The sequence below is a fragment of the Longimicrobium sp. genome (assembly GCF_036388275.1).
GTDB lineage: Bacteria > Gemmatimonadota > Gemmatimonadetes > Longimicrobiales > Longimicrobiaceae > Longimicrobium.
This window is the reverse complement of record NZ_DASVSF010000110.1, coordinates 154,271-171,663: the sequence shown is the minus strand read 5'-3', so window position 1 is coordinate 171,663 and position 17,393 is coordinate 154,271. Positions and strand designations below refer to the sequence as shown.

General features: G+C 68.8%; 15 protein-coding genes. 2 read left to right on the top strand and 13 right to left on the bottom strand.

The features are described 5' to 3' along the window. The first annotated feature begins 345 nt into the window (after positions 1 to 345). Positions 346 to 1,260 carry a murein L,D-transpeptidase catalytic domain-containing protein gene (locus tag VF632_RS25855; protein ID WP_331025838.1) on the top strand — a complete coding sequence of 305 codons (915 nt, stop codon included), beginning with the start codon at positions 346 to 348 and terminating at the stop codon, positions 1,258 to 1,260. 93 nt (positions 1,261 to 1,353) lie between these two features. Here VF632_RS25855 and VF632_RS25850 read toward each other — a convergent pair whose 3' ends face one another. Then, entirely contained in the window at positions 1,354 to 2,145 is a 792-nt protein-coding gene (locus VF632_RS25850; protein WP_331025837.1) for a hypothetical protein, read from the bottom strand. 312 nt (positions 2,146 to 2,457) lie between these two features. Here VF632_RS25850 and VF632_RS25845 point away from each other — a divergent pair, with 312 nt between their 5' ends. After that, on the top strand, positions 2,458 to 3,198 hold the full coding sequence (locus VF632_RS25845) for a hypothetical protein (RefSeq protein WP_331025836.1): 741 nt from the start codon (positions 2,458 to 2,460) through the stop codon (positions 3,196 to 3,198). A 560-nt stretch (positions 3,199 to 3,758) separates the two neighbouring features. Here the strand turns inward: VF632_RS25845 and fabF are convergent. The 12 genes from fabF to VF632_RS25785 form a co-directional block, all read right to left on the bottom strand. Next, positions 3,759 to 5,003 (bottom strand): beta-ketoacyl-ACP synthase II, encoded by a 1,245-nt coding sequence (fabF, locus tag VF632_RS25840; protein ID WP_331025835.1) that lies wholly within the window; start codon positions 5,001 to 5,003, stop codon positions 3,759 to 3,761. 89 nt (positions 5,004 to 5,092) lie between these two features. After that, positions 5,093 to 5,335 carry an acyl carrier protein gene (locus tag VF632_RS25835; protein ID WP_331025834.1) on the bottom strand — a complete coding sequence of 81 codons (243 nt, stop codon included), beginning with the start codon at positions 5,333 to 5,335 and terminating at the stop codon, positions 5,093 to 5,095. Between the two features lie 81 nt (positions 5,336 to 5,416). After that, on the bottom strand, positions 5,417 to 6,151 hold the full coding sequence (gene fabG / locus VF632_RS25830; RefSeq protein ID WP_331025833.1) for a 3-oxoacyl-ACP reductase FabG: 735 nt from the start codon (positions 6,149 to 6,151) through the stop codon (positions 5,417 to 5,419). Positions 6,152 to 6,223: 72 nt separating this feature from the next. Further along, positions 6,224 to 7,174, bottom strand: coding sequence for an ACP S-malonyltransferase (gene fabD / locus VF632_RS25825; protein ID WP_331025937.1), 951 nt, complete (start codon positions 7,172 to 7,174; stop codon positions 6,224 to 6,226). Next, positions 7,174 to 8,175 (bottom strand): beta-ketoacyl-ACP synthase III, encoded by a 1,002-nt coding sequence (locus tag VF632_RS25820; RefSeq protein WP_331025832.1) that lies wholly within the window; start codon positions 8,173 to 8,175, stop codon positions 7,174 to 7,176. The genes fabD and VF632_RS25820 overlap by 1 nt, the downstream gene beginning before the upstream one ends. After that, positions 8,172 to 9,170, bottom strand: coding sequence for a phosphate acyltransferase PlsX (gene plsX / locus VF632_RS25815; RefSeq protein ID WP_331025831.1), 999 nt, complete (start codon positions 9,168 to 9,170; stop codon positions 8,172 to 8,174). The genes VF632_RS25820 and plsX overlap by 4 nt, the downstream gene beginning before the upstream one ends. Before the next feature lie 26 nt (positions 9,171 to 9,196). Next, the gene (gene rpmF / locus VF632_RS25810; protein ID WP_331025830.1) at positions 9,197 to 9,379 is read right to left on the bottom strand and encodes a 50S ribosomal protein L32; all 183 of its coding nucleotides are present in this window, start codon (positions 9,377 to 9,379) and stop codon (positions 9,197 to 9,199) included. A 31-nt stretch (positions 9,380 to 9,410) separates the two neighbouring features. Further along, on the bottom strand, positions 9,411 to 9,920 hold the full coding sequence (locus VF632_RS25805; protein WP_331025829.1) for a DUF177 domain-containing protein: 510 nt from the start codon (positions 9,918 to 9,920) through the stop codon (positions 9,411 to 9,413). Positions 9,921 to 10,092: 172 nt separating this feature from the next. After that, a complete protein-coding gene (locus VF632_RS25800) occupies positions 10,093 to 11,958 on the bottom strand; it encodes a glycoside hydrolase family 15 protein (RefSeq protein ID WP_331025828.1) in 1,866 nt (621 codons plus the stop codon). A gap of 441 nt (positions 11,959 to 12,399) precedes the next feature. Then, positions 12,400 to 13,992, bottom strand: coding sequence for an FAD-dependent oxidoreductase (locus VF632_RS25795; protein ID WP_331025827.1), 1,593 nt, complete (start codon positions 13,990 to 13,992; stop codon positions 12,400 to 12,402). Positions 13,993 to 14,478: 486 nt separating this feature from the next. Then, the gene (locus VF632_RS25790) at positions 14,479 to 14,778 is read right to left on the bottom strand and encodes a MoaD/ThiS family protein (protein WP_331025826.1); all 300 of its coding nucleotides are present in this window, start codon (positions 14,776 to 14,778) and stop codon (positions 14,479 to 14,481) included. Further along, on the bottom strand, positions 14,775 to 15,905 hold the full coding sequence (locus VF632_RS25785) for a hypothetical protein (RefSeq protein WP_331025825.1): 1,131 nt from the start codon (positions 15,903 to 15,905) through the stop codon (positions 14,775 to 14,777). Before VF632_RS25785 ends, VF632_RS25790 begins: the two co-directional genes overlap by 4 nt. Positions 15,906 to 17,393 lie beyond the last annotated feature (1,488 nt).

Genomic DNA, 17,393 nt, shown 5'->3' with positions numbered 1-17,393 from the left:
TGTGGAACGGGACTTCACCTCCGTTGGCACGGCTCCGCGGTGAACTCGGAGTCGGCGCCCGACGGAGCGCCGGGGATCGCCACCCGACATCTATCCCGTGCGTTGACAACGACTTAGCTTTTTTGTAGATTGATTGCACGCGAAAGGCCCCGGGCTCCTTGCCCGGCCACGGCCCGCCGCACTGGACGGAAGGCGCGTCTTGAGGGTAGATTGGGCTCACAACCCCAACTCCCGCGCGCAGATCCGGACCCATCCTGGTGACGAGCACTCCCGCACGTTGGGGAGCGCCTCGATCAGATCGAAGAACTGCCGGGCGATTCATCCGCCCGTACAATCCCGAGAGCCATGCTGCGATCCAATCTGCTGACCATCGCCACCGCCGCCGTGTGCATCGGCGCCACCGGTGCCCTGATCGACCGATCGGAACGCCCGCAGCCCGCGCCCGCACCCCGGGCGATGGTCGCGGCCAAGTTGACGGTGAGGCCCGTCGTCCAGGCCCCCCGCCCCGCCACCGCGCCGGCGCCCGCCCGTGCCCCGCAGCCGGTGGCGCTGCAGGCCGCGCGCGCGGTGCTCAACGGTGTGGGCGTGGAGAGCGGCGCCGAAAAGACGCGCGTGGATGTGGCGCTGGATGCGCTGGGCAAGCGCGTCCGCCGCCAGAGCCACCCCAAGGCGCTGCGGATGGCCTTTCAGGCGTACTACGCCTACAAGGCCGAAAACCCCGGCAAGGTGCGCAAGCCGTACCTGTACTACGTGGATTACGGCCTGGACAACCGCACGCCCCGCGGCTACGTGTTCGACATGGAGTCGCTGAAGGTGGTGGACGGCCCCTTCACCGTGGCGCACGGGCGCGGCTCTGCCTCGCCCGCCGCGGGGCGCCCCACGCGGTTCTCCAACCGCCAGGGGAGCAACGCCACCTCGCTGGGGCTGTACCTGGCGCAGGAGACGTACGGGTTCTCCGGCACCTCCAGCGGCCAGCGCTACACCTCGGTGGGGCTGCGCCTGCAGGGCCTGTCTGGCAAGTACAACAGCTCGGCCCGCGCGCGCGGCGTAGTGGCGCACGGCGCCCCGTACGTAACGCGCGACCGCGCCGGCCGCAGCGAGGGCTGCCCCGCCATGGAGCAGGGCCGCGCCCGCACGCTGCTGCCCAAGATCGCCCGCGGCGGCCTGGTGTTCCTGTTCTCGCCGCTGGACCGCACCTGGATGCAGGAAGACCGCTGGGCCAACGCCAGTGTCGGAAAGAGCACCTCCCGCCGGGGCTGATCCCGGACTGGAGCCGATCGAGAAGAGCCCCGGTGCGGATGCGCGCCGGGGCTCTTCTCGTTTCCGACGATCACGATGCCGATCGGCCGGCGATCACCTCTTCTTCCGGTTGCGCTTTCGCGCCTCTTTCTCGGCCTTGCGCTGCGCCTTCGACTTTCCGGGCTTGGGCGCGGAGGGGCGTGGCATGCCGTCCGGCGGGGGAAAGCCGTGGTCGATGGGCGCGCGTCCGGCCTCGGGCTCCGGCAGCAGGCCCAGGTCCACCTGCACGTCTTCCCAGGGTCCCGTGATGGTCACGTCCACCCGTCCGGCGGCGAACGCCTCCTCCATCACTGGCGCCGCGGTCGTGTCGTTCAGCTCCACCAGGTACGAGACCAGGATGGCGTTCATCTGCGGACTCTGGTCTCGCCAGTCTTCCAGCTGCTTCGCCAGCACGCCGGCGGCCTCGTCGCGCCGCTCGGGATGCTCGTGCGCCACGTTCAGGATCACCCCGCAGGCCGCGAAGCGCAGGTCCTCGTCCTTGCCCTCGTCGAAGAGCACCAGCGTGGCCCCGGGCAGCGCCGCCGGGCCGATCATCCCCAGCACCACGGGAAGCTCCTCGAACACCCAGGTGCTGTCCAGCTCCCGCTGCAGCAGCGCCAGGAGCGGCTCGGCGGCGGCGGGCGCGCGAAGCTGGGCGAGCGCGCGCCACGCGTGGATGGGCGCCCACCCCGCGGCCGACCGCTCTTCGGCGGCGTGCAGCGCGGGATCGGTGGCCATGCGGATCAGCGCGGGGACGTGGTGGTCCTCCAGCCCCAGGTTGCGGTAGTCCGGCCACGTGCGGCGCCGGGCGGGCTCCGCGCCCAGCTTCAGCAGGCGGTCGACGGGGGGAAGGTAGAACTCGGGCATGCGATCGGGCCTGGAGGAAAGCATCGTGCTCGGAACGGGCGGCAAGGTGCCGTTCGCGATGCGTCGGCGCAATGCACGACGCAGCGATTTTGACACCGCAGCGCCACCGTGTCACTGTTGGTTCGCGAGAAATCGATCTCAGTCACAGAAACGAACGTGAGATACATTCATCACTTGACCAGGCCACGCTCAAGCCTCGCCTTCTGGGCGGCCACGATCGGGGCCGTCGTCCTGCTGACGGCGGAACCTACGCGCGCTGACGCCCAGGACTGTCCCTACTGGCCCTGCGGTGAACCCAGCCGGCCCGAGCGGATGAGCCGGGAAGCCAGCTACGCCATCGACATCGGCGCGAACGTGCTGATCGGGGGGTTGACGGGTGGGGTGGCCCAGCGGTGGAACGGCGGATCGTTCTGGCGGGGATTCAGACAGGGCGCCGCGGGCGGGGGGCTGGTGTTCGCCGGAAAGCAGATCACCGCCGCCCGGTTCACCGGGGCCGGAGTGGCCGGACGACAGCTTGCCGCCATCGGCAGCTCCGTGGTGAGCAACGCCGCGGCGGGGCGCCCTGCCCTGTCACGCCTCGTCCTCCCGCTGGGCCCCATGCGCGTGTACGCCGAGCCCGCCGCCGGCCGCGCGCACGCCAAGGTCGACGTCGCCGGCGTAGCGGCGGTCGCGTGGGGCGCCACGCGGCCGGGCGCGAGGCTCGATCTGTCGTCGACCCTCTCGTCCGGTGCCCCGGTCTTCCGCGTGTCGCCGGAGTGGGGACACCGCGCCGCGCACCTGGCCGGCGTGGTCCTGGTGAACGAGTTGGAGCGGCAGTTCCCGAAGGCGCTCGCGCACGAACGGGTGCACGTGGCGCAGTACGACTTCACTTCGGTGACCCTGGGCGAGCCCGCCGAGAGCTGGACCGCATCGGAGGTTCCGCCCCTCCGGGGGCTCTACCGCTACGTCGACTTCGGGTCCGCCGTGATCCTTCTGAGCGGGCTCAACATGGTGGTGCCCGACCAGAACAAGCCGTGGGAAAACGAGGCGCACCTGCTCGCGGGGACCCAATAGCGCGCAATCTCTCTCCGCCCTGAACGGACGCGGCACCCGCCACCGTGGGGCAGCGGGAACACACCGGGTACGGGGCGCGCCCCGTCGTGGAAGCCACCCGACAGCAGGCCAGTCCACGAAGGTCGACTTCGTGTGGTCGTTACAGCGAATTTCATTCGCCCGGGGAGCCGTGGGGCGCTACCGCAGCCAAGACAAGGACGCCGAGGCCTGGGGTTCCGTGCCGCTGCCGCGCCCAAGCGAAGTGGCCTCCGCAGCAAGATCCCACGGCCCTGCATGGTATGCACTGCGGGCCGGTGCGGTGAGCTCGGGCCTCTGGATGACAGATTTGCGCTTGGTCTGACTATCGCGGGATCAATCCAGAAAGCAGCACTTGATGCGAGGACAGAGGCCGGGGCGCGCCCCATCGTGGAGGCCACACGACAGCAGGCCAGTCCACGAAGGTGGACGTCGTTTGGTCGTTGCAGCGAATTCATTCGCCCGAGGAGGCTTGGGCGCGCGAAAAAACACGGCCCCGGCGCTGAATCGCGCCGGGGCCGTTCTCATGTTCATCCAGTGGCGGATCAGCCGTCGAAGCGGCGGAACGCCAAGCAGACGTTGTGGCCGCCGAAGCCGAAGGAGTTGCTGAGCGCCAGATCCACCGGCCGCTCCGTCGCCCCGTCTGTCCCGTAGTTCAGGTCGCAGTCCGGGTCCGGCGTGGTGTAGTTGATGGTCGGCGGAATCTTGCCGTGCCGGCAGACCAGGGCGCTGATCACGGCCTCCACACCGCCGGCCGCACCCAGCGTGTGCCCCGTCATGCTCTTGGTGGAGCCCACGATCACGTCGCGCGCGTCCCCCAGCACCGTCTTGATCGCCGCCGACTCGTTCTTGTCGTTGGCCGGCGTGCTGGTGCCGTGCGCGTTCACGTAGCCCACCGCCTCCGGCCCGGCGCCGGCCTCCCGCAGCGCCGCGCGCATGGCCCGGACGGCACCCTCGCCGCCCTCGGCGGGAGCGGTGATGTGGTACGCATCCGCCGTCTGGCCGTAGCCCACGATCTCGGCGATGATGGTGGCGCCGCGCGCGCGGGCGTGCTCCAGCTCCTCCATCACCACCATCCCCGCGCCCTCGCCCAGCACGAAACCGTCGCGGGTGCCGTCGAACGGGCGGCTGGCCGTTTCCGGCGAGTCGTTGCGGGTGCTGAGCGCCGTCATGTTGGCGAAGCCCGCCACCGTCAGCCCCGTGATGCTGGCCTCGGTGCCCCCCGCCAGCATCACGTCGGCCTCGCCGTGCTTGATGCTGCGGAAAGCGTTGCCCACGGCGTGGGCGCCCGACGCGCACGCCGACACCGTGCAGTAGTTGGGGCCCTTGGCGTTGTAGCGGATGGACACCAGCCCCGCGGCGATGTCGGAGATGAACATGGGCACGAAGAAGGGCGACACGCGGCCGGGGCCCTTCTCCAGCAGCCGGGCGTGCTGCTCCTCGAAGGTGTGGATCCCCCCGATGCCGCTGCCCACGATTACTCCGAAGCGCTCGGAATCCAGCGACTGGAACGTGTCGTCGAGCCCCGCCTCGCGCATGGCCTGCACGGCCGTGGCGATGGCGAACTGGCTGAAGCGGTCGGTGCGCTTCACTTCCTTGCGCTCGATGTACTGCCCCGGGTCGAAGTCCTTGGCCTCGCACGCAAAGCGCACCGCGTGGCCGGATGCATCGAACTGGGTAATGGGGCCGGCACCGCTACGCCCGCCGAGCAGGGCCGCCCAAGATTCCTGGACGTCCAGCCCGACGGGCGTGACGAGGCCGGTCCCGGTAATCACGACTCGGCGATTCATCAGCCGCTCCGGGACGGGTTCGGGACGTATGCAGGGCCGCCCCGGGGGGCGGCCCTATCGAAAGGCCGCGGTGGCAAGCGCCGGGGCGCTCAGCCGTTGCTGGCGTTGCTCGTGATGTAGTTGATGGCGTCGCCCACCGTGCGCAGCTTCTCGGCCTCTTCGTCGGGAATCTCCATCCCGAACTCTTCCTCGAAGGCCATCACCAGCTCCACCGTGTCGAGCGAGTCAGCGCCAAGGTCCTCCACGAACGAGGCCTCGGGGGTCACCTTCTCGGCGTCGACGCCCAGCTCGTTGATGATGATTTCCTTGACCTTCGCCTCGATGTCCGCCATGTCCGTCTCCCTGTCGTTGTTTTTTTGATCCCGTGAGCCCCGCGCCCCGGGGACGCGGGCCCTGCCCTTCGCACCAGAAGCCTACATGACCATTCCGCCGTCCACCACCAGCGTCTGGCCGGTGATGTACGCGGCGCCCGGGCCGGCCAGAAACCGCACCGCCGGGGCGATGTCCTCGGGCCGTCCCAGCCGCCCCAGCGCGATGTTGCTCATCAGCGCCGTGCGCGCGGCCTCGGGAAGGTCCGACGTCATATCCGTCTCAATGTACCCCGGCGCCACGGCGTTGACCAGAACTCCGCGCCCGGCGAGCTCCTTGGCCACCGACTTGGTCAGCCCGATGAGCCCCGCCTTGCTGGCGGCGTAGTTGGCCTGCCCCGCGTTGCCGATGATGCCCACCACCGAGGTGATGTTGACGATCCGCCCGCTGCGCCGCTTCATCATCCCGCGCGAGGCCGCCCGCATCAGGTTGAAGGCGCCGCGCAGGTTGGTGTCGAGAACGGCGTTCCAGTCGTCGTCCTTGATCCGCATCAGCACGTTGTCGCGCGTGACACCGGCGTTGTTCACCAGCACGTCGAGCTGGCCGAAGTCGCCTTCCACCTGCTTGACCAGCGCGGCGCACGCCTCGGGGTCGGCCACGTCGCAGGCGTAGCCGCGATGCCCCTCGCCCGGCAGCTCGGCCGCGGCCGCCTGCGCGCGCTCGCCGTCGCGCGCCACCAGCGCCAGCCGCGCCCCCGCCTGCGCCAGCTCCCGCGCAATCGCCAGGCCGATGCCACGCGATCCGCCGGTCACCAGCGCCACCTGTCCCTGGAGCTCCACTCTGCCTCCGTCAGAAGAGTACCAAGTGCCTGGTACCAAGTGCCAAGTCAGGCCCTTGGTACTCGGCACTCGTCACTTGGTACTGCTGTTCAGAAACGCTTCCACCTGCTCCGCCGTCCCCAGCGCCACCCCGCGTCCTTCCGCGGCCTTGTCGATGCGCTTGAGCATTCCCGTCAGCACCTTTCCGGCGCCCACCTCCAGGAACCGCTCGGCGCCCATCTGCATCATGGTCCGCACCGAGTGCGTCCAGCGCACCGTCGAGGTCAGCTGGTCCACCAGCAGCCGCCGCGCCTCGGCCCCGTCCGTCACCGGCTGCGCGCTCACGTTGCTGACCACCGCGAACGCGGGATCGGCGAACGCCACCGCGTCCAGTTGCGCCTGCAAGCCCGCTTCGGCCACGCGCATCAGCGGCGAGTGGAAGGCGCCGGACACGGCCAGCGGCTGCACTTTCTTGGCGCCGGCGGACACCAGCATGGGCCCCACCCGCTCCACCGCGGCCGCGTCGCCGGACACGACCACCTGGCCCGGGGTGTTGAAGTTGGCGGGGACGACGACGGAATCCTCCGTCGACGCCTCGTGGCAGACGCCTTCCACCACCTCGTCGTCCAGCCCCAGCACGGCGGCCATGGTGCCGGGCCGCGCGTTGCCGCTTTCCAGCATCAGCTCGCCGCGGCGTCGCACCGTCCGCACCGCGTCGGCAAAGCTCAGCGAGCCGGCGGCATGGTAGGCGCTGAATTCACCCAGCGAGTGGCCGGCCGCGGCTACGACGTCGATGTCGGCGGCCCTGAGGACGGCCCACACGGCGGCGCTGTGGGTGAGCAGCGCGGGCTGCGCGTTCACCGTCAGCGTCAGCTCGTCGGCCGGGCCTTCCCACATGAGCGTGGAAAGCGCGAACCCCAGCGCCTCGTCGGCTTCCTGGAAGATGGCGCGCGCCTCGGGAAAGCGCTCCGCCAGGTCCTTGCCCATCCCCACCACCTGAGAGCCCTGCCCGGGAAAGAGCAGGGCGATGCGTTCGCCCCCCATCACAGCCGCACCACGTTGGAAGCCCAGGTGAACCCGGCGCCGAAGGCCACCATCAGCACCAGCGACCCGGGTCCGGCGAGGCCCTTTTCCACCGCCTCGTCCAGCGCCACGGGGATGGAGGCGGACGACATGTTGCCGTAGCGGTCGACGTTCACGTACACGCGGTCCATCGGCATCTTCGCGTACTTGGCGGTGCTTTCGATGATGCGCACGTTTGCCTGGTGGGGCACCATCAGGTCGATCTGGTCGGACGTGACGCCGGCGCGCACCAGGGCCGTCTCGGCCGCCTCGCACATGGCGCGCACGGCCGACTTGAACACCTCGGGGCCGGCCATCTTCACGTAGTGCGACCGCTCGTCGAGCACCGACAGGTCCAGCGGCATGCGTGCGCCGCCGCCGGGGCGCCACAGCAACTCGGCCAGGGTACCGTCGCTCTTCATGTAGGTGGAAAGGATGCCGCGCCCATCCGTGGCCCGCTGCACCACGGCCGCCCCGGCGCCGTCGCCGAAGAGCACGCAGGTGGTGCGGTCCGTCCAGTCGACGATGGACGACATCTTTTCCGTCGCGCACACCAGGATCGTCTCCGCCTGCCCCGAGGCGATGTGCGCCTCGGCCATCGACAATCCGTAGAGGAAGCCCGAGCACGCCGTGGCGAAGTCGTACGCGGCGGCGTTGCGGGCGCCCAGCAGCGCCTGTACGTCGCACGCGGTCGACGGCAGAAGCCGGTCGGGCGTCGCGGTCGACAGCAGGATCATGTCCAGGTCCAGCGGCCCGACACCCGCGCGCTCCATGGCCACGCGTGCCGCGGCGGCGGCCATGTCGGCGGCGCCCGTCTCCTTGCTGGCGATGCGGCGCTCGCGGATGCCGGTGCGGCTCGTGATCCACTCGTCGTTGGTCTCAACGATCGTAGCCATCTCGGCGTTGGTCACCACCCGCTCCGGGTTGAAGCGGCCGGTGGAGACCAGGCGCGCGCGGGGAGCGGTGGGGCTGGGCTGGATCATGGCTGCGCTTCCTCGGCCGGCGCCTGCGAAAGGCGGGCGGCCATGTGCTCCACCATGCGGCGGTTCACCGACTGCGCGGCGACCCCGATGGCGTTGCGGATGGCGTGGGGCGGAGATCCCCCGTGGCAGATGATGACGACGCCGTTGACGCCCAGCAGCGGGGCGCCCCCGACGCCGGTGTAGTCCAGGCTGCGGAACACGCGGTCGAAGTCCATCTGCACCCCCTGCTCGGCGAACTCGCGCCGCAGCATGGAGGTGATGAGCCCCGCCACCGACTCGTAGAACTTGAGCAGGACGTTGCCCACGAAGCCGTCGGCCACCAGAACGTCGCACTTGCCCGTGACGATGTCGCGCCCCTCGATGTTGCCCACGAAGTTGATGTCCGGGAGCGCGGCCAGGAGCTGGTGGGCCTCGAGCACCACCTCGTTCCCCTTTTCGGGCTCGGAGCCGATGTTCAGCAGGCCGATACGGGGACGGTCGATCCCCAGCATGTCCTCCGCATACACGCTTCCCAGCTGGGCGAACTGCACCAGCTGGTGGGGCTTGGTGTCGACGTTGGCGCCCACGTCAAGCGCCAGGCAGCGCCCCGTGGACGTGGGAATGCGCGCGCCCACCGGGGGACGGTCGACGCCCTGCAGGGTTCGCAGAATGACGAGCGACGCGGCCATCACGGCGCCGGTGCTCCCGGCGCTGATGAACGCGTCGACTTCGCCCGCCTGCAGCAGGCGCACGCCCACGACGATGGACGAGTCGCGCTTGCGGCGGATGGCCGTCGCGGGCGCCTCGTGCATCTCGATGACTTCGGACGCATGGACGATCTCCAGCCGGTCGCGCGGCGCGTCGGGCCACCGCGCCAGCTCGGCTTCGATCCGGTCCCGGTCGCCCACCAGCACCACGCTGGCGCCGGCGTCCAGGTCAAGCAAAGCTCCGACCGCGCCCTCGACCTCTACGGCCGGGGCACGGTCGGAGCCCATCGCGTCCAGCGCGATCCGCATGCGTGGTTTCGGGGTGACGGGTTCGTTTAGAACTCGTCGGCCTCGATACGCTGCTCCTTGCGGTAGTAGCCGCAGTTCGGGCAGACGCGGTGCTGGATGTGCGGATCACCGCACTGCGGGCACGCGCTGAACGACGGCATGGCCGCCTTGACGTGCGTGCGGCGCTTGCGCTGGCGCTGCTTGGACTGGCGACGCTTCGGTACGGCCATCGGTGCCCCCTGCTCTGCTATCGGTAAGTGGTCAGTCGTCGAACTTGACGTTCTTCAGCACGTCCCAGGCGCTGGGTAGCTGCGCGGGAACGCATTCACAGCCGGCCGTGTTCAGGTCGGTTCCGCACTGCGGGCACAGCCCGCGGCAGTCCTCCCCACACAAGGCGAACTCGGGCGCCCGCAGCAGCACCTGCTCGCGAACCACGTCGCGCAGGTCCAGCTCGTCGCCCCGCGCGGGGAGAGGATACACCTCTCCATCCACGCCCTCGTCTTCTTCCGTCAGCGGCTCGAAAAGGAGGTCGACGGTGTCGTCGATCTCCTGCTCCACCGGCGTAAGGCAGCGGCGGCAGGCAAGCCGCACCGCGGTGCGGAGCCGGCCGCGCAGGAACACGCCCTCGCCCACGAAACGGGCGGTGAGGTCCACGTCCAGCGGTGCCGCCAGCTCTACGCGGACGTCGCTCCACATCGGGTCGTCCGCCGCAACCTGCTCGCGAACGTGCACTTCTCCGCGGTCCAGCGCCGCGAGGTTCACTTTCAGCATAAACCGCAAAAGTACAGGGAAAAACGCTTCCTGTCAACCGAACGGCCGGAACGGCGGCCTCACACGGAGGGCACGGAGGCCACGGACCGGGCTCCCACGCGTTCCTTCCCTCCCAGCGTTCGTCCCATACACCGCTTGGACATCGGTGTGCGCGAACCGAGGCGTCCGTGCCTCACGCCATGCGCGCGGGGCCGTCGCCGCGGGCGCCGTCCAGGCGGCGGTCGATGTCGTATGCGGCGCTGATCAGGGCCAGGTGCGTGAACGCCTGGGGAAAGTTGCCCAGGTGCTCGCCGCTGGGGCCCAGCTCCTCGGCGAACAGCCCCACGTGGTTGGCGTAGCTGAGGATCTTTTCGAAGACGAAGCGCGCCTGCTGGGGGTCTCCCCCGCGCGAAAGGCACTCGGCGTACCAGAACGAGCAGATGGAGAACGTACCCTCCTCGTCCTGGAAGCCGTCGGCCTCGCCGCCGCGCACAGCGTAGCGCCGGACGAGCGAGTCCTCCACCAGGTCCTTCTTCACCGCCTCCATCGTGCTCACCCAGCGCGGGTCGGTGGGGCTGATGAAGCGCAGCAGCGGCATCAGCAGGCACGCCGCATCCAGCGATCCCTCACCCGGCGACTGCACGAAGGCGCGGCGGCCGGGGTGCCAGAAGTCGTCGAACACGCTGTGGTAGATGGTGTCGCGCGCCTCCATCCACCGTGCTTCGGGCGCCGGGAGCGAGCGGTGGCGGGCCAGGCGCACCGCGCGATCCAGGGCCACCCAGCTGAGGACGCGCGAGCTGAGGTTGGGGCGGGTGGCGCGGCGGATCTCCCAGATCCCGTGATCCGGCAGCCGCCAGTTGTCGCACACCCAGTCCACCATCTTCGTCAGCGACATCCACAGGTCGTACGACAGCGGCTCGGAGTACTTGTCGTACAGGTAGACGGAGTCCATCAGCGCGCCGAAGATGTCCAGCTGCAGCTGCCCCACGGCCCCGTTGCCAATCCGCACAGGGCGCGACCCGCGGTAGCCCTCCAGGTGGTGGAGGGTGGATTCGGGGAGCTCGTGCGCGCCGTCGATGCCGTACAGCGGCTGCAGGGGAATGCCGTCGCCCTCCTCGGCGCAGCGCTCGGCGATCCACTGCATGAACGGGGCGGTCTCGTCCGTCAGCCCCAGGCGGATCAGCGCGTACAGGGTGAACGCGGCGTCGCGCACCCAGGTGTAGCGGTAATCCCAGTTGCGTGCGCCGCCCAGCGCCTCCGGCAGCCCGAAGGTGGGCGCGGCCACCAACGAGCCGTGCGGGTGGCTGAACAGCATCTTCAGCACGAGCGCCGAGCGATGCACCTCGTCGCGCCAGCGGCCGCGGTAGGTGGACCGGCCGATCCACGTCCGCCAGTAGTTGGTGGTGCGTTTGAAGGCTTCCGACGCGTAGTCGTGGGTGGCGCGCGGGCCATCGTGCCGCTCGGCCGCGGCTTCCAGGACGAAGGTGGCGGTCTGCTCGGGCTGCAGCTCGAACTCGGCCACGCAGTCGCCTTCTTCGATGCGCAACGGCACCGACCCGCGCAGGCGCAGGTAGGCCAGCCCCGCGCGTCCGGCGTCGTCGGGGACGAAGAGGATGCCGTTCTCATCTTCCGTCACCCGGTGCTCCACGAGCGCGTAGCCGAACCGGGGCGCGCATCGCAGGCGAAAGCGCACGGTTCCCCGCACCGCCTTCACGCGGCGGACCACGCGGCGCACGCTGGCTGCTTCGCCCACGGGCATGAAGTCCGACACTTCCGCCACGCCGTCGGGCGAGAGCGAGCGGGTGAGCAGGACGTTGGTGTCGGGAAGGTACAGCTGCTTGCGGCGGGCCTCGCCCAGCTGCGGGTCGATGCGGAACGATCCGCCGCGCTTCGCGTCCAGCAGCGAGGCGAAGATAGAGGGCGAATCGAAGCGCGGGGCGCAGAGGAAGTCGATGGAGCCGTCCAGCCCCACCAGCGCCACTGTGTGGAGGTCGCCGATGACGCCGTGGTCCTCGATGGGCAGGTAGCGACTGGCCGATCGCGCGGAATGCGGGCTCATTGCCGGCGCCCCGCGCAAAACGCGCACCTTTCGTCCACGAGGGGGGCTGGGGCTTGCTGGGGCGGATGAATCCGCGGCAGCAACAGCGGAAAACCTCCCAAACTGCGGGAGATTTCACCTGCACACACGCTGCAGCTCCCGGCGCGCATCGATGTCCTCCCGATGGAGCGGCCACGGTGTAACCTACCGGCACACCACACTTTGCAGCGACTGAGGGATCCGCCACACACCCCGGGACGCGTCACATCGTCCTCCTCACACGGCTACAGGCCAGTCCGCGCAGGCGGACTTCGTGTGGTTGTTGCAGCGAATTCATTCGCCCGACGGTGCCGAGGCCACTGCCGCGCCCGAGGGCGCGGGAACCCGCCGCTGGGACAGCGGAAAGCCCCGACACGGTGCGCTGTCGCGCCGCCGTTCGGGGGCCGGGCCCCGATCACGCCATCATCGTACCGGAATCGATTGCGCGTGATGAAAGTAGTTTTCCGGATCCCATCGTTGCTTCACCTTCACCAGGTTGCGGGGATTCCGTCGAAGATTCTCCAGGAAATAGAGCCAGAGCGCCTGATCGGCATCGCCGCGCTCATGGCTGCCCAGGTCGATGTCGGGATAGTTGTAATAGGCGCCATCGACGGTGCCGGTACGGTCCCGGGCCGGGTCGGGCGTGCCGCCGTATTCGGCATACACATCGCGATAGAAACCGTTGAGCCACTGCAGGTGAGCCGCGGCCTGATCCGAGTAGGGCTGCAGGTGGCTTTCGCCCGGTTTGGAGGCGTTGATCCAGTAGGTCTGGTACTGGAGCTTCAGGATGGAGCTGCGCTGCGGGACGGCCGTCGACTCCGCGGACCGTCTGTTGACCGCACCACCGTAACTGTCCACCTGCAGCAGCGATTGACTCATGTCGGCGGCAGGCAGCCCCGGCGGGGTGGTGTTCAGCCACCGGTAAATGGCTTCGGTCTGATCGGCCGGAAATGGTTTCTTCATGTAGGCCGACTTGTACTTTCCGAACTGGTTTGGGCCGGAACCGTTCAGGGTTTGCAGCGCCTCGAGGTACGTGACGTGCTGCGCGGCGTCGCTGGCCGGCAGCGTCGTCATGTAGCCAGGGTGCCCGCCCAGCGGCTTCTCGAGCGGCACGGTCGGAACCACCCCATCCAACAGCGCCCTCCAGCGGTTGGTGCTCATCTCCGCCCGCCCTTGATGCTCGCGCAGGCCGACGCCGGGGGCAGACACCATCTGCAGGAGCAGCCCGATCTGTCCGTTCGAGACGTGGTTCAGCTTCAGCAGGCCGAAGTCGGTTTCGGGCATCTCCGCGACGAGCTCGGCGTATGCCGCCAGCAGGTCCGCGAAACTGTCCTGGTCCAGATCGGACCAGTTCCACGCCAGGGCCGAGATCGTGGCGTGATCGGGCGCGTCGGGCAGTTGGGCAAAGTAGTAGCGCGCGATGACGCCGAAATTGCCGCAGCCGGCGCCGCGCAAGCCCCAGAAGAGGTCGCGCTCGTCGCTCGTCGCGCTGTCGGCGGAGACATGCTGTAGTTGCGCCTGTCCGACCCTGGCGTCCCATGTGACGATGTCGACCGCGTGCAGGTGATCGACGGTCAGACCGTGCAGCCGCGACAGCAATCCATAACCGCCGCCGGTGATATGACCGCCCGCGCCGACCGAATAGCAGCTGCCGGCGGGAAGAGTCTTGTTGTATCCATTCAAGAGCGTGCGATAGACGCTCCAGTTCTCGCAGCCTGCCTCGACGAAGAAAGCGTTCCGCGCCTTATCGAACCCCACCTGGTTCAGTGCCGACATGTCGATGATGGCCCTGGTGGTGCTGTTGTAGACGAAATTCTCGTAGCAGTGGCGGCCCGAGGTGGCCTTGACGTCCCTTCCGTAGGCCCGTACGGCGGCGGTCAGACAGTCCGCCACCTGCTCCACATGCGTCGGTACGTAGACCGCCTGCAGGTTGGGCGCGAACCAACGGCGGTCGAATCCCTGACGATCGCTGATGACGACGGGGCGGCTACCACCATGCGCGATTGAATGGCTCAAGACGGCACTCCTTCTTCCGTGGATGTACTTGATCAGTAACCCCGCTCGAGGAATGGCAAAGCCCGTCGTGTGGGCCGCTGTCGAAACAGTAAGTGGCCTCGCCCGCTTTGGAAGGCTTTTGCTAACTCCGTCACGACTCACGAGTCGGCGCGCAAGCCTCGCGCTTGACGCCAGGAGACGACCGAGGGATCCGCCACACTCGACGCGACACGCGCCGTTCTTCGCCTGCATTCTTCGTCGTTCCGTTCGTCCGTCGCGGCCCCAAGAGAAACGGGCACGATGCTTCTGGGACGTGCGGAGCGACCCTCAGGCTGTGTGGCGGATCCCTCAGTTGCTGCAAAGTATGGCGTACGGGCAGGTTACGCCGTAGCCGCTCCATCGGGATGACATCGGTTGCGCGTGGGCCTGCTGTCTTTAGGGCGGCCGCGGGTTCGGCGAGGCCGCTCGTCGGGATGACAGACGTTCGCTCCGGCGGCTGAGCGGAGGTCAGCCGCCGCTTACGGCGGGGACGATGACGATGGTGCTTCCCGGGTCCACCGGCGTCTCCAGGCCGGCGGTGAAGCGGATGTTCTCGCCGTCCACGAAGACGTTCACGTGCTGACGGACGAGGCCCCGCTCGTCCATGACCCGGTCCGTCACGCCGCCGTGCAGCGTGGCCACGGCCGCGAGCGCGTCGCCGACGGTGCGGCAGGGTGCTCCCAGGCGGATCTCCGCGCGGCCGGCCGCATAGGGCTGCAGCATGCTGGGAAGCTCGACGACGATGGCGCCGTCACGCGGCTGGGTCACGCCGCGCCTCCCACCACGCCCGCCTTCACGCAGACGATCGGCGGCAGCGTGGCGCTGATCTCGTTCCACGTGTCGCCCGCATCAGCCGATCCGTACAGCTTGCCCCCGCGCGTGCCGAAGTAGATGCCGGCGCGCGTGTGGCCGTCGGTGCACAGCCCGTCGCGCAGCACCGTTTCGTACGCGCCCTCCTGCGGAAGTCCCTCGCTCAGCGGCTGCCACGATTCTCCCGCGTCGCGCGTCCGGTACACGCGCAGCTTGGCCTCGGGGACGATGCGGAACTGGTCGGATTCCAGCGGGATGATGTAGACGGTGTCGGGCTCGTGCGGGTGCACCTCGATGGCGAACCCGAAGTCCGACGGCACCCCGTTGGCGATGTCGTGCCAGGTGTCGCCCCAGTCGTCGCTGCGGTACAGCCCCCAGTGGTTTTGCAGGTAGAGCCGCTCGGGGCGTGACGGATGGTTGACCACCTTGTGCACGCACTGGCCGAACTCGGGGTGCTTGTCGGGAAGGAACTCGGCGCGCACGCCGTGGTTGCGCGCCTGCCAGCTCTGCCCGCCGTCGTCGGTGCGGTAGAAGCCGGCCGTGGAGATGGCTACGCCCATCCGCCGGGGCTCGGCCGCGTCCAGGACGATGGTGTGAAGGCACAGGCCGCCGCCGCCGGGCTGCCAGCGCGGACGATGCTCGTGCTTCAGCAGTCCATCGACCGCGCTCCACGTGTCACCCGCGTCGCGCGACTGGAAGAGGGCCGCTGGTTCCACGCCGCAATACACCAGGTCGGGCTCACTCGCCGGGCCGGGGCGGATCTGCCAGATGTTGGCGAGCGCCAGGCCCGAGTCTTCGGGAAATTTCACGTTCTGCCGCTCGGGCGAGGTCCACGTGGCGCCGAAGTCGTCGCTGGTGCGCACCACACTCCCCCAATGCCAGCTCTGGGTGCCCGCCAGGATGCGGTTGCGGCCGCCCCGCTGGTCGAACGCGAGCGAATACACGGTCTCGCCTCGGAAGTACGGGCCCTCCGTGCGCCACTCGCGCCTGTCCGCGTTGGACGTGAGCACGAAGGCGCCCTTCATGGTGCCTACCAACAGGACTACGTCGCCTTCGGTGGGGGCGGACTGTCGGTCCTCGGTCATCGGCGATCTCCGGCACGGTGTTCAGCGGCTCCGGACGGAGGCCGCGTCGCGCAGTGTAACCCGGGTGGACAACATAGCCAAGGAAATTCTACGCTGTGACGAGGTTCAGGGGATGCATCGGCTGGAAAACCGAGGCCTCAGCCGTGCTGGGGCGACTAAAGTCGCGGCAGATTCAGCCTTGATCACCATAAGCGAGCAAGATGCACGAAAAGCGGCGAAACTACTAGGTGTGCGCGCGCAACCCGCACTCACTAAACCGCCGGAACGTGCATCCTGTTCAATCAACGGACAGCGCAACGGACAGAATCGCCCGCCGGGAGTAGCCCGGCGGGCTGTTTCGTCCCCCGAAATTTTAGTCTCCGGCGGGTGTCTGCGGGGTATAGGGAACAGAGGGGGAAGCGGCGAGCCGGTAGAACGGCCGCGCGCGCTCCCCGGTACGTTAGTAGAGCCCATCGACCCCCTTAGACGCACCAGCAGGGTAGGCCGCGCATGATCGCCCCCCACTACCCGCCCCGACCGGCGGCACTCGCCGCGCGCTGGCGAGAGGACGCCCAGGTGCTGCGCCGCTACGGCGCGACCAGCCGCGCCCGGCTGCTAGAGCAGATGGCCGCCGAACTGGAAGCGAGCACCGCAGCGGATGCGACGGCTACGGTTGCGCTCAGCATCGCCGCCGAACTGTCCGGGTTCACGCGCGCACATCTGCGGCGGCTAATTCGGGATGGCAAGCTCGTGCCCACAGGGACGGAAGGACGCGAGCCACAAGTGCGCCTCTGCGACCTACCCCGTAAGGCAACGCACGGGGCACCGGCCCAACTCGCGGCGTGGCCCTCAGTTCGATCCATCGTGGCCGAGGTAGTAGGAATCAAACGTGTGCAGCCGCCCCGCCGGAAAAACCGAAAGGTCCCCGCGTAAAAAAATCGGACGGCGGGCTCGGGGGGGACAAGCCCCCCACTCACCCGCCGAAGCGGGAGAATCGAATCCCCGCCGGAGGACCGGCGGGGATTCTGGTGATTGTTTGGCCTGTCTGTAACCGGACCTGTGCCACGCCCCCCCCGTCAACACGGGGAGCCGAATCTCGTGGCGCGTCAGGGCATGTTCCGCGCGTACGGGAACGGGATAGCCAGCGCAAGACACCGCGCAGCTTCGCGAACCGGCGCAGGTTCGGAAGGGTCTCGGGCAACTGAACGGCCCAAAGCCCGTCCACTCTCTTCCCATCCTGAGGGTAGTGGCATGCCTCGCACCATCTCGCCGTGCAGGCTCGGACCCAACCCTCCACACGAGCGGGAACCGTCGGCGTCCGTATCCACGAGGTGCGAATAGTCCAACTCCATGCCCGGTAAAGCGGCCCACATGAGTACGCGAATGGCGAACACTCGTGCTTCGGGGCTCGCGGTTCTGTCCCGAAGCACCTCCGAGGCGGCGCTGTACACGTTCCCGTCGCGCAGCCAATCGGCAGGCGCGGTGACGCGCTTCAAGACAGTTGTGTCA

What these genes read in the sequence shown, in the direction of transcription:
- VF632_RS25850 (WP_331025837.1), bottom strand. Translation starts at nt 2,145, where the DNA reads ATGCCCGAGTTCTACCTTCCCCCCGTCGACCGCCTGCTGAAGCTGGGC.
- VF632_RS25845 (WP_331025836.1), top strand. Translation starts at nt 2,458, where the DNA reads ATGAGCCGGGAAGCCAGCTACGCCATCGACATCGGCGCGAACGTGCTG.
- VF632_RS25800 (WP_331025828.1), bottom strand. Translation starts at nt 11,958, where the DNA reads ATGAGCCCGCATTCCGCGCGATCGGCCAGTCGCTACCTGCCCATCGAG.
- fabD (WP_331025937.1), bottom strand. Translation starts at nt 7,174, where the DNA reads ATGGGGGGCGAACGCATCGCCCTGCTCTTTCCCGGGCAGGGCTCTCAG.
- fabF (WP_331025835.1), bottom strand. Translation starts at nt 5,003, where the DNA reads ATGAATCGCCGAGTCGTGATTACCGGGACCGGCCTCGTCACGCCCGTC.
- VF632_RS25855 (WP_331025838.1), top strand. Translation starts at nt 346, where the DNA reads ATGCTGCGATCCAATCTGCTGACCATCGCCACCGCCGCCGTGTGCATC.
- VF632_RS25820 (WP_331025832.1), bottom strand. Translation starts at nt 8,175, where the DNA reads ATGATCCAGCCCAGCCCCACCGCTCCCCGCGCGCGCCTGGTCTCCACC.
- VF632_RS25785 (WP_331025825.1), bottom strand. Translation starts at nt 15,905, where the DNA reads ATGACCGAGGACCGACAGTCCGCCCCCACCGAAGGCGACGTAGTCCTG.
- VF632_RS25835 (WP_331025834.1), bottom strand. Translation starts at nt 5,335, where the DNA reads ATGGCGGACATCGAGGCGAAGGTCAAGGAAATCATCATCAACGAGCTG.
- VF632_RS25805 (WP_331025829.1), bottom strand. Translation starts at nt 9,920, where the DNA reads ATGCTGAAAGTGAACCTCGCGGCGCTGGACCGCGGAGAAGTGCACGTT.
- rpmF (WP_331025830.1), bottom strand. Translation starts at nt 9,379, where the DNA reads ATGGCCGTACCGAAGCGTCGCCAGTCCAAGCAGCGCCAGCGCAAGCGC.
- plsX (WP_331025831.1), bottom strand. Translation starts at nt 9,170, where the DNA reads ATGCGGATCGCGCTGGACGCGATGGGCTCCGACCGTGCCCCGGCCGTA.